Genomic DNA, 14059 nt, shown 5'->3' with positions numbered 1-14059 from the left:
CATTCGCCGCGCGGGGCCGTCACGGACGGCTGTGAGCCTTCCTGCGTTCCCACCGACCACACCCCAGGGAGGCGCAGTGTCAGCGCTGCTCGTGACGGCGGGCTGCGGCCCCCGGCAGGCCTGGCTCGGGCCGGTCGACACCGAGACGTACCGCTCTTTCCTGGCGTCCCGTACCGGCTCGGCGCTCGGCCCCGGCTTTCTGCAGTGCCCGTCCTGGGCCCGGGTCAAGCCGGGCTGGCGGGCCCATCTGCTCGGCTGGGGCCGGCGCGGCGGCCCCGGCGCCGGGGAGCTGAGCGGGGTCGCGCTGGTGCTGCTGCGCCAGTTCCCCGGGACGCGGAAGTTCTTCGCGTACCTGCCCGAGGGGCCCGTCGCCGACTGGGCCGATCCCGGCATCGACGACTGGCTGACGCCGCTGCTGCGCCACCTGCGGGGCCTGGGGGCCTTCGCCGTGCGCATCGGCCCGTCACCCGCCCACCGCCGCTGGGACGCCGCCGCGCTGAAGGCGGCGACCGGCCTCGGGCGGCGGCTGTCCGACGTCCTGGCCTGCGAGGTCGACCCGCTGGGCACGGTCGTGGCCGAGCGGCTGCGGGCCCGCGGCTGGCGGCGCTGCGGCGGCGACGGCCCGGGCGACGACGGGGACGCGGACGCCCAGCCGCGCCATGTCTTCCGGATCCCGCTGGCCGGCCGCTCCGCCGACGACCTGTGGTCGGGGCTCAACCAGGAGTGGCGGCGCAACATACGGCGGGCCCGGAAGGCGGGCGTCGAGGTGACCGTGGGCGGCGCGGCCGAACTCCCCGATTTCCACCGGCTGCTGCGCATCACCGAGGAGCGCGACGGCTTCCGGCTGGGCCGCTCGCTGGAGTACTTCCAGCGCCAGTACGCGGCGCTCAACGCCGAGCAGCCGGGCCGTATGAAGCTCTATCTGGCCCGTCACGAGGGCGAGATCCTGGCCGCCCACACCATGATCACGGTGGGCCGGCGGGTCTGGTACCAGACCGGTGCCTCCGCGGACCACCGCCGCGAGGTCCGTCCTTCCAACGCCCTGCAGTGGCGGATGCTGCGGGACGCCCACGCCCAGGGCGCACAGGAGTACGACATGCGCGGGGTACCCTCCACACTCGACCCGGAGGACCGGGCGTTCGGTCTCATGCGATGGAAGCTAGGCACCGGCGGGCAGGTCGTGGAGACCCTGGGGGAATGGGAGACGGCTTTGGACGGCACCGCCAACCACACGCTCTACCGGGCGTTCCAGCTCTACATGGCCCGCCGGTGAGCGTTCCCGCGGCGGCCCGCCCCGCCGACGCGGCCGCCCCGGCCCCCGCTTCCGCCGCCCCCTCGGTGCTGCGCAGCGGCGCCGTCATGGCCGCGGGTTCCGTCGTCTCCCGCGCGACCGGCTTCGTCCGGTCCGCGGTCGTCGCCGCCGCGCTCGGCATCGGACTGGCCGCCGACGGCTACTCGGTCGGCAACTCCGTGCCCACGATCGTCTACATGCTGCTGCTGGGCGGCGCGCTCAACGCCGTCTTCGTGCCCGAACTGGTCAGGGCCGCCAAGGAGCACGAGGACGGCGGCGCCGCCTACACCGACCGGCTGCTCACCGTCTGCACCGCCGCCCTGCTGCTGATCACGACCGCGGCCGTGCTGGCCGCCCCGGCGATCGTGGCCGCGTACACCGGCTACACCGGGGCGCAGGCGGCGACGACGGTGGCCTTCGCCCGCTCCTGCCTGCCGCAGATCTTCTTCCTCGGCCTGTTCACGCTGCTCGGTCAGGTGCTCAACGCCCGGGGCCGGTTCGGCGCCATGATGTGGACGCCCGTCCTCAACAACGTCGTCGTCATCGCCGTCTTCGGTCTCTACCTGGCCACGGCCGGGACCGGCGGCGGGCTGACCGCCGGTGAGACCGCGCTGCTCGGCTGGGGCACCACGGCCGGCATCGCGGTGCAGGCGCTGGCCCTGGTGCCGTCGCTGCGGTCGGCCGGTTTCCGCTGGCGGCCGCGGTTCGACTGGCGGGGCAGCGGGCTGGCCCGGCCGCTGCGCTCCGCCGGGTGGCTGGTGCTGCTGGTGCTCACCAACCAGATCGCGTACTGGGTGGTGACCCGGCTCGCGACGTCCGCGGGGCAGCGGGCCGCCGCCCTCGGCATCGACGGCGGCGCCGGCTTCACCGCGTACAACAACGCCTACCTGCTGTGGGCCGTGCCGCACGGCATCGTGACGGTCTCGCTGGTCACCGCGCTGCTGCCGCGGATGAGCGCAGCGGCGGCCGACGGCGACCCCGGGCGCGTGCGCCGGGACGTCTCCTACGCGCTGCGCAGCAGTTCCGCCGTCGTGGTGCCGGCCGCGTGCGCGCTGTTCGCGCTCGCCGGGCCGGCGATGGCCCTGGTCTTCGAGCACGGCAGGACCGACGCCGCCGATGTCGCGATCATGGCGAACGCGCTGGTGGCCTTCGCCCCCGGGCTCGTCGCCTTCTCCGGTCAGTACGTGCTGTCGCGCACCTTCTACGCGCTCGGCGAGACCCGGACGCCCTTCCTGCTCAACCTGGTGATCTGTGGGCTCAACGCGGGCCTGTCCGTCGCCGCCTACCGGCTGCTGCCCGCGCGCTGGGCGGTCACCGGCATGGCCGTGGCGTACTCGGTGGCGCTCTTCGCGGGCTGGGCGGTCACCGCGTACGTGCTGGACCGCAGGCTCGGGGCGCCGGACCGGGCGCGAGGGCCGTGGCGTTCGCCGACCGCGGGCGCGCTGGCCCGGCTGCTGCTCGCCGCGGTCCCCGCCGCCGTGCTCGGCCGGCTGGCGGCCGACCGCGCCGCCCCGGCCGGCCCGCTCGCCGCGGCGGTGGCCGGAACACTGGTCATCGCGCTGGCCTTCGCGATCGCGGCGCGGCCGCTGCGGCTGACCGAGGTCGAGGCCGCCCTGCGGACCGTGATCGACAAATCTCGGCGCCGTGCATCATGAGTTGCGATACTCCGCTCATGCCACGCGTACTCCTGATCGAAGACGACCCCTCCGTGCGTGAAGGTGTCGAACTCGGCCTCCGCCGTCGCGGGCACGAGGTACGGGCCGCCGCGACCGGCGAGGCCGGGCTCGCCGCCGTCGCGGAGTTCCAGCCCGATCTGCTGCTGCTCGACCTGATGCTCCCCGGTATGAACGGCGTCCAGGTCTGCCGCCAGGTACGCGAGACGAGCCAGCTGCCGATCATCATGCTGACCGCCCGCGGCGACGACTTCGACGTCGTCGTGGGGCTGGAGGCGGGGGCCGACGACTACATCGTCAAACCCGCCCGCACCGAGGTGATCGAGGCCCGCATCAGGGCCGTCCTGCGCCGCATCGAGGAACCCGGCGGGCGGCCCGCCGTCGAGTTCCACGGCGACCTCGCCATCGACCGCACCGGGCTCGGCGTCGCCAAGTCCGGACAGCGCCTGGCGCTCGCGCCCTCCGAGCTGAAGCTGCTGCTGTACCTGACCGCCGCGCCCGAACAGGTCTTCAGCCGGCAGCAGCTGCTGGAGCACGTGTGGGAGCACAGCTACCACGGGGACGCCCGGCTGGTGGACGCCTGTGTCCGCCGGTTGCGCAACAAGATCGAGGACGTGCCCGGCAGCCCCCGCTACATACAGACGCTGCGCGGCTTCGGCTACCGCTTCGGGCCGCTGTGATCCGCTGGAGAGCCCGCTTCGGGCTGCGCACCCGGCTCGTGCTGGCCTTCCTGCTGGTCACGGCGGTCAGCGCGGGCACCACCGCGGCGCTCACCTACCGCGAGGCGCGCAACGCCATCCTCGAACAGGCCCAGGACACCGCCGTCTCCTCCTTCCGCGAGCAGGCCGCTGCCCTCGTCACCGCCCTCCCGCCCAATCGCGAGGTGCTCCAGCAGTCGCTGCGCGACATGGCCCGCAAGGGCAAACCGCGCACCTGGGTGGTGTTCGCCGAGTACGGGTCGATGCGGGTCTCCTCCGGCACCAGTCCCGTCTCCACGGTGATCACCCCCGAACTGCGCCGCGCCGCGCTGGCCCGCCCCGACGGGGTCTTCCAGCGGGTCGACAAGAACGGCACCCCGTGGCTGACCATCGCCGTGCCGACCGTCTTCAGGACCGGCGCCTCCGCCCGGCCCAGCGGACTCGTGCTGTACGCCGTGATGCCGCTGACCACCGAGCGGGACAACGTCGAGGCCATGCTCACCGCGGCACGCGACGGAACACTCCCGGCCCTGGCCATCGCCCTCGTCCCCGCCCTGCTCGCCGCGCGCAGCGTGCTCCGTCCCGTCCGCGACCTGCGCAAGGCGGCCCAGCGCATGGGCCGCGGCGAGCTCGACACCCGCATCCCCGTCAAGGGCGACGACGAACTCGCCGACCTCGCCCACACCTTCAACGAGTCGGCGCTGCAGCTCGAGCGGTCCGTGGAGGAACTGCGCCGGGCCGAGGCCCGCGCCCGCCGCTTCGCCTCCGACGTCTCGCACGAACTGCGCACCCCGCTCGCCGGGATGCTCGCGGTCACCGAGGTGCTGGACGAGGACGCGGACCGGCTCGCCCCGGACACCGCCGCCGCCGTCCGCCTCATCAGCGCCGAGACCGGCAAACTCGCAGTCCTGGTCGAGGACCTGATCGAGATCTCCCGCTTCGACGCGAAGGCCGCAGAGCTCAACACCGACGAGGTCGACGTCGCGGAGACCGTCCGCAAGTCCCTGGCGATCCGGCACTGGACCGATCCCGAGCAGGTCGTCACCGAACTGCCCGGCGGCATCCGGGCCCGGCTGGATCCGCGGCGCTTCGACGTCGTGGTCGCCAACCTCGTCGGCAACGCGCTGCGCCACGGCCGCGCCCCCGTCCAGGTGCGGCTGCACACCGAGGCCCACGGCGGGGAGGAGGCCCGGTTCGTCGTCGAGGTCGCCGACAGCGGCCCCGGCATCGCGCCGGACGTGCTGCCGCACGTCTTCGACCGCTTCTACAAGGCCGACGCGGCCCGCACCCGCTCCGCCGGCAGTGGTCTCGGCCTCGCCATCACCCTGGAGAACGTCCGTCTGCACGGCGGCACGGTCCGGGCCGCGAACGGCCCCCGGGGCGGGGCCGTCCTCACGGTGCGGATGCCGCTGGGGACACCCCGTACGACCGGGGAGGCGGCCACATGAGGCGCCCGCCGGTGGCGACGGCCGTCTGCGCCGCAGCGGCCGCCGCGCTGCTCGCCGGCTGCGGGGTGCCGGAGTCCGGGGTGGTCGAGGCGGGCGGTCCCGCCACCACCATCGTGTACCCCGACACCGCGAACCGGCTGCTGCTGTTCTTCCTCTCCCCCGAGGGCCGGCCGACCCCCGTACTCCGGGACACCGGGGTGTACGACGAGCACGCCCCGCCGGTGCAGACCGCGAAGCTGCTCTCCGCGCTGCTGCAAGGCCCTCGTCCCGACGAGAGCGCGGCCGGTCTGACCACCGGGCTGCCCGTCTCCGGCGGCCCCGTGGACGTCGCGTCGTCCCTGGGCACCGTCCGGGTCACGCTCCCGTTCCCGGTGCGGGACCTCAAGGACGGCGCCGTGAGCCAGCTGATCTGCACCACCGCCTACGCCGAGGCCCGCAACGGCGACGCCGAGGTGACCCTCACCGGCCGGGACGGCACGCTCCCGCCCGCGCGCTGCGCCGGGATCGTCCCCCTCCCCACGGGCTGACCCGACCCGCCACGGGCGGCGCGGCACCCGCCGCCGACCTGCGGGCGCGGGCCAGGAGCGGTAGAAGTGGAGGGGGGCCCAGGCGGCCGCGTCCTGGAGGGGGCCGGGTGAGGACCGGCGAGAACGGCGACGGATGGCGATGCGAGATTCCAGCCTCGACGACGACTTCGACGCCGGCCTCCGTCCCCGGCCCGATCCGGCCGTCCCCGCCACGGCCGTGATCGACGCTCACGGCATCATCACCGGGTGGAGCAGCGAGGCGGAGCGGCTGCTCGGGTACGGACACGACGAGGTCGTGGGCCGGCCGGCCGGCCGGTTGCTGGGCTCGGACGCCGAGCGGAGCACCGAGTGGTTCCTCGCCATGCCGTTCGGCTGGGGCGGCAGATCGGTGCTGCGCCGCCGGGACGGCCGCCACCTGGACGTGTCCGTGCGGGTCTACCCGTCGCTGGACAGCCACGGCAGGCCGCAGCGGCTCATCGTGGTCTCACCGGTGGACCGGCGGAACTGGGGCGCGGTGGACAGCGTGATCGAGGAGGCCTTCGCCCAGTCCGCCCTGCCCATGGCGATCTTCGACAGCGAGCTGCGGACCCTGCGCACGAGCAAGGGCATGGAACGCGAGGCCGGGCGCTCCGAGGAGCAGATGCGCGGCCGGCGCCCCTCGCAGATCCTGCCGGGCCACGCGGGAGAGGCGGTCGAGGAGGGCGTCCGGCGCGTCCTGGCGACCGGCGAGTCGCACGACCTGCACCTGCGCGTCCGCTCACGGTCGGCGCCGGGACCGCGCTCCTGGACGATCATGCTCTCCGCGCTCACCGATCCGCTGCGGCGCACACCCCGCGTCCAGCTCACCGCCGTCGACACCACCGAGCAGTACCTGGCCCGGGAGCGGCTCGCCCTGCTCAACGAGGTCAGCACGCGGATCGGCAGCACCCTGGACGTGGGCCGTACCGCCCAGGAGATGGCCGACGTGGTGGTGGGCAAGCTCGCCGACTTCGTCACCGTCGACCTGCTCGACCCGCTGTTCCGCGGGGTGGAGCCCAAGGACGCCGACCCCGCCCTCGTCGCCCTGCGCCGCGCCGCCCAGCAGTCCGTCCTGCCCGGCCTGCCCGAGTCCGTGATCACGACCGGGGAACTGGACCACTACCCGGAGGACTCCCCGCCCACCCGCTCCCTCGTCACCGGCCGCCCCTCGCTGCACAGCACCGTGGACCGCGCCCTCGACGCCTGGGCCGCGGGAGATCCCGGACGTGCCTCGGTCCTGCGCCGCTACGGGATCCACTCGGTGATGATCATCCCGTTGCGGGCCCGCGGGATCACCCTCGGCGTCGCCGTGCTCGCCCGGCACCGGCGGCCCGAACCCTTCAGCGAGGACGACCTTCAGGTCGCCGAGGAGATCGGGGCCCGGGCCGCCGTCGCCGTCGACAACGCCCGCCGCTACACCCGGGAACGCGCCACCGCCCTCGCCCTCCAGCGCAGCCTGCTGCCGCAGCGGCTAGGCCGCCAGGACGCCGTGGAGGTCGCCTCGCGCTATCTTCCCGCGGGCAGCGGCGCCGGGGTCGGCGGCGACTGGTTCGACGTGATCCCGCTGTCCGGCGCCCGGGTCGCGCTGGTCGTGGGCGACGTGGTCGGCCACGGACTGCGGGCCTCCGCCACCATGGGGCGGCTGCGGACGGCCGTGCGCACCCTCGCCGACGTCGACCTGCCGCCGGACGAGCTCCTCGTCCACCTCGACGACCTCGTCGCCCACCTCGCCGCCGAGGAGGTGACCGAGCCCGACGGGGAGAACGTCGTCACCGACCTCGTCGCCACCTGCCTGTACCTGGTCTACGACCCCGTCTCACGGCGCTGCACCGCCGCCAGCGCCGGTCACCCCCCGCCGGTCCTGACCGCGCCCGACGGCACCGCGGAGCTCTTCGACGTGCCGCCGGGGCCCCCGCTGGGACTGGGCGGGCTGCCCTTCGAGACCGCGGAGCGCGAGCTCGACCCGGACAGCCTCCTGCTCCTCTACACCAACGGCCTGATCGCCACCCCCGACCGGGACGTCGACTCGGGCACGGAACGCCTGCGCCAGACCCTCTCCCGGCCCGCCCGGTCGCTGGAGACCGTCTGCGACGCCCTGCTGGGCCTCGTCCCCGACCCCCCGGACGACGACGTCGCCCTGGTCCTCGCCCGCAGCAAGGTGCTGGACGCATCCCAGGTCGTCAGCTGGGACGTGCCCGCCGAGCCCGCGGCCGTGGCGGGGATCCGCGCAGGCGTCTCGCGCCGACTGGCGGAATGGGGGATGGAGGACGTCACGTACACCGTGGAACTGGTGGTCAGCGAACTCGTCACCAACGCCATCCGGTACGGAACCCCGCCGATCAGGCTGCGCATCATCCACGACTGCACTCTTGTCGTCGAGGTCTCCGACGGCAGCGGCACCGCGCCCCACCTGCGCCGGGCCCGGGTCTTCGACGAGGGCGGCCGCGGACTGCTGCTCGTGGCCCAGGTCACCGAGCGCTGGGGAACCCGTCACACCCAGGAGGGCAAGACGATCTGGGCGGAGGTCGCCCTGGTCGGGGGCTGAGGATGGGGCCCGCGGACGGGCCCGCGGAAGGGAATGGTGCTCATGTGCCGGTGGCTCGCCTATTCGGGCACGCCCATGCTGCTCGACAACATCCTCTACAAGCCGCAGCACTCCCTGATCGACCAGAGCCTGCACTCCCGGATGGGGGTCGAGACGACCAACGGCGACGGCTTCGGCATCGGCTGGTACGCCCGTGACCTGGACACCCCGGCGATCATCCGGGACATCGGGCCCGCGTGGAACAACCGCAACCTGAGGGAGATCGCGCACCACGTCACCTCGCCGCTGTTCTTCGCCCACGTACGGGCGTCCACGGGCACCGCGATCCAGCAGACCAACTGCCACCCCTTCCGGCACGGCCGCTGGCTGTGGATGCACAACGGCGCGGTCACCGACTTCCACCGGCTGCGCCGCACTCTCGCGCTCGCCGTGGACCCGGCGCTCTTCTCCTGCATGGAGGGCTCGACGGATTCCGAGGTGCTGTTCTTCCTCGCGCTCACCCTCGGCATGGACCAGGACGTGCCCGGCGCGGTCTCGAGGATGACGGGGCTGGTGGAGCGGACCGGCCACGAGCACGGCGTCGAGTTCCCGATACAGATGACGGTGGCGGTCACCGACGGCGAGAGCCTGTGGGCCTTCCGCTACTCCAGCGAGCACCGCTCGCGGTCGCTGTTCTACAGCAGCAAGGTGGACTCCCTGCGGGAACTCCACCCGGACCTGTGGTTCCTGCAGGGCGTGTCGGAGGAGACCCGGCTCGTGGTGTCCGAGCCCCTGGGTGACCTGCCGGACGCCTGGCACGAGGTACCGGAGAGCACCTACGGGGTCGTACGGCCGGGCCAGGACGAGCTGTTCCCCTTCGTGCCGGTGGCCCCCGACGGCGTCGCCGCGTGACGCAGGCATGGGAACCCGCCGGGAACGGCCGGACAGCCGACAGAGGTGACCGCTCATGTACGGACCCGGGTACGGGACGGGGACCCAGCCGCCTTCGCGGAACTGTTCGACGCGTACGCGCGTACCGTCCACAACCACGCGTTCCGGCTGACCGCCGACCGGCCGGTCGCCGGGGACGTCATGGCGGCGGCCTTCACGTGTCCTCCTCGGCGAGCGCTCCGTCCAGGTCGAGCGGACCCCGAGGGGATCATGCCGCGTGGCACGGTCGCCTTCACCAACACGGTGCTGACCCGGTCCGTCGTGGACGGCCTCAAGCAGCCGCCCGGCGCCGCGGGCTGAGCCCGGGTCAGTGGGGCGGGGGCGGCGGAAGCGTTCCGACGTCCGGTGCGGCCGCGGGCCACACCAGGAGGACCGGGCAGGGCGCGTGGTCCACGACGAAGCGGGTGGCCGGACCGAGGCTGCGGGGCCCCAGCCGCGCGAGGTCGCCGTCGCGGGCCATCACCAGCAGATCGGCCCCCGCCGCGGCGGCGACCACCTCCCGCTCCACCCGCCCCGACCGCTCCACCCGGCGGCACGGGCGGCCCAGGCGCTCGGCGGCGGCTTCCAGCAGCCGGCTCGCGGAGTCCGCACCCAGGCCCTCCAGCCGGGTGCCCGGATCGTTCTCCGGGTGCCCTCGGCCCAGCAGCCCGGCGTAGGCGGCGTGCGCCAGACCGGGGACGTCGGGGCCGCTGACGTGCAGCAGGACGACGTCGGCGGTCCCGGGTGCGTGGGTGCGGACGGCGTCGACGCAGGCGGGCCAGGTGCCTTCGGCGATCCAGGCGGTCACGATCACGGGCATCAGCCTCCGAGGACGTGCAGCGAACCCCACAGTGCCACCACCGCCAGGCCCAGCGCAGCAGGCACGGTGAGCAGGCCGAGGACGGTGAACTCCTTCAGGTCCACGTCGTGTTCGTGCTGGTGGACGATACGCCGCCAGAGCAGGGTCGCCAGCGAGCCCGCGTAGGTGAGGTTGGGGCCGATGTTCACCCCGAGCAGGACGGCGAGCACCGCGCCGGGCCCGGCGGAGGCGGCCTGCGGCAGCAGGACCAGTACGGCGGGCAGGTTGTTGATCAGGTTGGCCAGTACGGCGGCGAGCGCCGCGAGGCCGAGCAGGGCGGGCAGCCCGGTGCCCTCGGGCACGATCCGGCCGAGCGCGTCGGCGAGGCCGTTGTCGACCACCGCCCGGACCACGATGCCCAGCGCCAGCACGAACGCGAGGAACGGCACCCCGGCGGCCGCGGCCACACCGCCCACCGTCATCCGCCGCCGCGCCAGCGCCCGTACGGCCAGCACCAGCGCCCCGGCCGCCGCCGCCCACGCGGGATCCACGCCCAGCGCCGGGGTGACGACGAAACCGGCCAGCGTGCACACCACCGTGACCAGCGCGAACATCGGGAGCGGCGGTGCCTGCGCGCCGTCCGGGACCGGGACGGCGGCCTCCAGGTCACCACCGAACCAGCGGCGGAACACGACGTACTCGACGGCGATCGCCGCCAGCCACGGCAGCACCATCAGCCCGGCGAAGCGGGTGAAGCTCAGCCCGCTGGCCGCGAACGCCAGCAGGTTCGTCAGGTTCGAGACCGGGAGCAGCAGCGAGGCCGTGTTCGACAGGTGCGTGCACGCGTACACATGCGGCTTGGGCCGCACCCCCAGCCGCGCGGCGGTGGCGAACACCACCGGGGTCAGCAGCACGATCGTGGCGTCCAGGCTCAGCGCCGCCGTCACCACCGAGGCCAGCACGAACACCGCCCCGAGCAGGCGCCGCGGCCGCCCCGCCGCCACCCGGGCCATCCACGCCCCGCCGGCCCGGAACAGGCCCTCCTCGTCGCAGAGTTTCGCGAGCACCAGCACCGCCGCCAGGAACCCGATCACCGGACCCAGCCGCGCGGCCTCCTCCGCCGCGTGCGCCGGCGAGATCGCCCCGCTCCCCACGGCCACCGCCGCGGCCGGCACCGCGACCACGGCTTCCGGCAGCCCGAACGGCCGGATCACCGCCCCGGCGAGTACGAGGAGCAGCAGCGCGACGCACAGCGCCTCGGCGAACGCGGTGTTCAGGGTTGTTCCTCCCGGGTGGGGCGGGAACGGCCCCTCATGGAATCACGCCCCACCCGGGACCCGCTCACTGCTGCTCGCGCGCCGCCACGATCCGGGCCAGCGCCTCGATGATGTGGGCCTCGGTGGTGGGCTTGTCCATGCCGAGGGAGGTCAGGGGCCCCTCGCCGGCCTCGAGTTCCAGGAGGGCGAGGAGGAGGTGCTCGGTGCCGACGTAGTTGTGGCCCATCCGCAGGGCCTCGCGGAAGGTGAGTTCGAGGACCTTGCGGGAGGCGAGGTCGTAGGGGATGACCTCGGGGACCTCGTCGACGGCCGGGGGGAGGGCCGCGGTGAGGGCGGCGCGGAAGGCGTCGGGGGTGATGCCCTGCGCCGTGATCGCGGCGGCGGCGAGGGCCTCGGGCTCGCTGAGCAGGCCGAGACCGAGGTGCTCGGGGCGGACCTCGGGGTTGCGGGCGGTCTTGGCCTCGCCGTGGGCGGCCATGACGACCCTGCGGGCGCGCGGGGTGAAGCGCGCGAAGCCCTGCGAGGGGTCGAGGTCGGGGAATCCCCCGGGGTCCTTGGGGACGAAGCGCTTCTGGGCGGCCTGCTTGGTCACGCCCATGCTCTTGCCGATGTCGGTCCAGGAGGCGCCGGAACGCCGGGCCTGGTCGACGAAGTGACCGATGAGGTGATCGGCGACCTCACCCAGGTGCTCGGCGGCGATGACGGCGTCGGAGAGCTGGTCGAGGGCGTCGGGGTGGGCCTTCTTGATGGCTTCGATCAGGTCGTCGAGCCGGATCTGCTGCGTCATGCGTCAACGATAGGTTGACGATGGGCCATCGTCAACCACAGGTTGACGATGGCGCGCCGGCCGTCCGGGCGCCGGAGATCCACCGCGGGACCGGCGCCCGGACCGCGGGCCCGTCAGCGCACGGTGAGGACCAGCTTCCCCGTCGTACGCCCGGTCTCCAGCGAGGCGTGTGCCTTGGCGGCCTCGGACAGGGGGAAGGTGTCGGCGACCGTGACGCGCAGCGCGCCGTCCTCGACCAGGCGGGCGATCGCGGCCATACCGGCGTGATCGGCCTCGACGATCATGCCGGCGGCGCGCACGCCCAGGCGCCCGGCCTCCGCGAGGAGTTCCGGCAGACCGATCGGGAGGATGGTGACGAGCAGCCCGCCCTCGCGCAGGGTGCGCAGCGAGCGGACGGCCTCGGACCCCCCGAGCGGGTCGAGGACGACGTCCACGTCGCGAACGGCCTCGGCGTAGTCGGTCGTGCGGTAGTCGATCACCTCGTCGGCGCCGAGGCCGCGCAGGAAGTCGTGCTTGGCGGCGCTCGCCGTGCCGATGACGTGGGCGCCGCGGGACTTGGCGATCTGGACCGCGACGTGGCCGACGCCGCCGGCGGCCGCGTGGATCAGGACGCGCTGCCCCCGGCGGAGGCCGGCGGTGTCGACGAGGGCCTGCCAGGCGGTGAGCGCCACCAGCGGGATCGCGGCGGCCTCGACATGGCCGACGGTGGACGGCTTGGACGCGAAGGCGCGGGCGGGCCCGGTGACGAACTCGGCGTGGGAGCCCGCACCGTGCGGGTAGGGGAGCATGCCGAAGACCTCGTCGCCGGGCTTGAAGAGGGTGACACCCAGGCCGGTCTCCTCCACGACGCCGGAGACGTCCCAGCCGAGGACGAACGGCGGCCGCCCGAGGAAGAGGCCGGTCTCCCGGTGTTTGGTGTCGGTCGGGTTGAGCCCCGCGGCGTGGACGCGGACGAGCAGCTCGCCGACGCCGGGGACGGGGCGCTCCAGCTCCGCCTCCCGCAGCACCTCGGGGGCGCCGAGGACGTCCTGGGTGATCGCGCGCATGGTGTGACGGTGTGTTTCGGTCATGGACTCCAGCGTGCCGACGGGTGCCGCACGAGAAAATGGCCTGATTGCCATCATCCGATACGATCGTGCCATGCATCGTGTGGTCGTCCTCGCCCTCGACGGCGTGTACCCCTTCGAGCTGGGGATCCCCAAGCGTGTCTTCGGCTCGGCCGGGGACCGCTACGAGGTGCTGACCTGCACCGCCGACGGCCGGCCCGTCCGCACCGACTCCGACTTCTCGGTCGCCGTCGAGCACGGCCCCGAGGTGCTGGCCACCGCCGACACCGTCGTGATCCCGCCGTACGACCTGACCCGGATCACCGAGGAGCTCCCCGCCCCGGTCGCCGCCGCGCTGGGCATGATCCGGCCGGGCACGCGCATCGTGTCCATCTGCACGGCGGCCTTCGTGCTCGCCGCCGCGGGCCTGCTGGACGGCCGCCCCGCCACCACCCACTGGGCCCTGGCCGACCGCTTCCGGCGGATGTTCCCCGGTGTGGCGCTCGACGCGGACGTGCTCTTCGTCGACGACGGCGACATCCTCACCTCGGCCGGCGCCGCCTCCGGCGTGGACGTCTGCCTGCACCTGGTGCGCAACGACCACGGCAGCGCGGTGGCCAACTTCGTCGCCCGCTGCTGCGTCGTACCGCCCTGGCGGGACGGCGGCCAGGCCCAGTACATCGAGCAGCCCGTGCCGGAGACCACGGACGCGGGCACAGCGGCGACCCGCCAGTGGGCACTGGAGCACCTCGACCTGCCGCTCACCCTGAACGACCTCGCCGAGCACGCCCGGATGAGCCTGCGGACCTTCGCCCGGCGCTTCCGGGACGAGGTCGGGATGAGCCCGGGAAAGTGGCTCATCCAGCAGCGGGTCGCCCGGGCCCGTCACCTGCTGGAGTCCAGCGACCTCCCGGTCGACCGCATCGCGGGTGAGGTGGGCTTCGCCACCGCGACCTCGCTGCGGCAGCACCTCCACGCCGCCATCGGGGTCTCCCCGCTGGCGTACCGGCGCACCTTCCGGACCGCCGCCGCCCGCTGAGC

The 14059-nt window shown here is 74.0% G+C and carries 13 protein-coding genes; 9 read left to right on the top strand and 4 right to left on the bottom strand.

Annotated features, from left to right (window positions below; genetic code table 11):
- The first annotated feature begins 76 nt into the window (after nt 1-76).
- The 8 genes from ACWDAS_RS20020 (at nt 77) to ACWDAS_RS19985 (ending at nt 9430) form a co-directional block, all read left to right on the top strand.
- Complete coding sequence (locus tag ACWDAS_RS20020; RefSeq protein WP_450392457.1) at nt 77-1273, top strand: lipid II:glycine glycyltransferase FemX; 1197 nt, start codon at nt 77-79, stop codon at nt 1271-1273.
- Nucleotides 1270-2946, top strand: coding sequence for a murein biosynthesis integral membrane protein MurJ (murJ, locus tag ACWDAS_RS20015; protein ID WP_450392454.1), 1677 nt, complete (start codon nt 1270-1272; stop codon nt 2944-2946). Before ACWDAS_RS20020 ends, murJ begins: the two co-directional genes overlap by 4 nt.
- Before the next feature lie 17 nt (nt 2947-2963).
- Nucleotides 2964-3644, top strand: coding sequence for a response regulator (locus ACWDAS_RS20010; protein ID WP_450392451.1), 681 nt, complete (start codon nt 2964-2966; stop codon nt 3642-3644).
- Nucleotides 3641-5110 (top strand): ATP-binding protein, encoded by a 1470-nt coding sequence (locus tag ACWDAS_RS20005; RefSeq protein ID WP_450392450.1) that lies wholly within the window; start codon nt 3641-3643, stop codon nt 5108-5110. Before ACWDAS_RS20010 ends, ACWDAS_RS20005 begins: the two co-directional genes overlap by 4 nt.
- The gene (locus ACWDAS_RS20000; protein WP_450392446.1) at nt 5107-5637 is read left to right on the top strand and encodes a hypothetical protein; all 531 of its coding nucleotides are present in this window, start codon (nt 5107-5109) and stop codon (nt 5635-5637) included. Before ACWDAS_RS20005 ends, ACWDAS_RS20000 begins: the two co-directional genes overlap by 4 nt.
- Before the next feature lie 133 nt (nt 5638-5770).
- Nucleotides 5771-8200: a SpoIIE family protein phosphatase gene (locus ACWDAS_RS19995; protein WP_450392443.1), complete on the top strand. Its 2430-nt coding sequence runs from the start codon at nt 5771-5773 to the stop codon at nt 8198-8200.
- Nucleotides 8201-8242: 42 nt separating this feature from the next.
- On the top strand, nt 8243-9091 hold the full coding sequence (locus ACWDAS_RS19990; RefSeq protein WP_450392440.1) for a class II glutamine amidotransferase: 849 nt from the start codon (nt 8243-8245) through the stop codon (nt 9089-9091).
- Nucleotides 9092-9136: 45 nt separating this feature from the next.
- Nucleotides 9137-9430 carry an RNA polymerase sigma factor gene (locus ACWDAS_RS19985; protein WP_450392437.1) on the top strand — a complete coding sequence of 98 codons (294 nt, stop codon included), beginning with the start codon at nt 9137-9139 and terminating at the stop codon, nt 9428-9430.
- A 7-nt stretch (nt 9431-9437) separates the two neighbouring features.
- On the opposite strand, the gene ACWDAS_RS19980 is transcribed toward ACWDAS_RS19985, so the two are convergent.
- From ACWDAS_RS19980 to ACWDAS_RS19965, 4 genes are all read right to left on the bottom strand, one after another.
- Nucleotides 9438-9923, bottom strand: coding sequence for a universal stress protein (locus ACWDAS_RS19980; RefSeq protein WP_450392435.1), 486 nt, complete (start codon nt 9921-9923; stop codon nt 9438-9440).
- Nucleotides 9924-9928: 5 nt separating this feature from the next.
- Nucleotides 9929-11185: an SLC13 family permease gene (locus tag ACWDAS_RS19975; RefSeq protein ID WP_450392581.1), complete on the bottom strand. Its 1257-nt coding sequence runs from the start codon at nt 11183-11185 to the stop codon at nt 9929-9931.
- A gap of 64 nt (nt 11186-11249) precedes the next feature.
- Nucleotides 11250-11972, bottom strand: a complete 723-nt coding sequence (locus ACWDAS_RS19970; protein WP_450392433.1) for a Clp protease N-terminal domain-containing protein — start codon at nt 11970-11972, stop codon at nt 11250-11252.
- Nucleotides 11973-12085: 113 nt separating this feature from the next.
- Nucleotides 12086-13042 (bottom strand): NADP-dependent oxidoreductase, encoded by a 957-nt coding sequence (locus tag ACWDAS_RS19965; RefSeq protein WP_450392431.1) that lies wholly within the window; start codon nt 13040-13042, stop codon nt 12086-12088.
- Nucleotides 13043-13112: 70 nt separating this feature from the next.
- On the opposite strand from ACWDAS_RS19965, the gene ACWDAS_RS19960 reads away from it, so the two are divergent.
- Nucleotides 13113-14057 carry a GlxA family transcriptional regulator gene (locus tag ACWDAS_RS19960; protein WP_450392428.1) on the top strand — a complete coding sequence of 315 codons (945 nt, stop codon included), beginning with the start codon at nt 13113-13115 and terminating at the stop codon, nt 14055-14057.
- Nucleotides 14058-14059 lie beyond the last annotated feature (2 nt).

It is taken from the genome of Streptomyces sp. NPDC001070 (assembly GCF_053598835.1).
The sequence above is the reverse complement of the archived record's forward strand: the minus strand, read 5'-3'. Positions and strand labels throughout refer to the sequence as shown.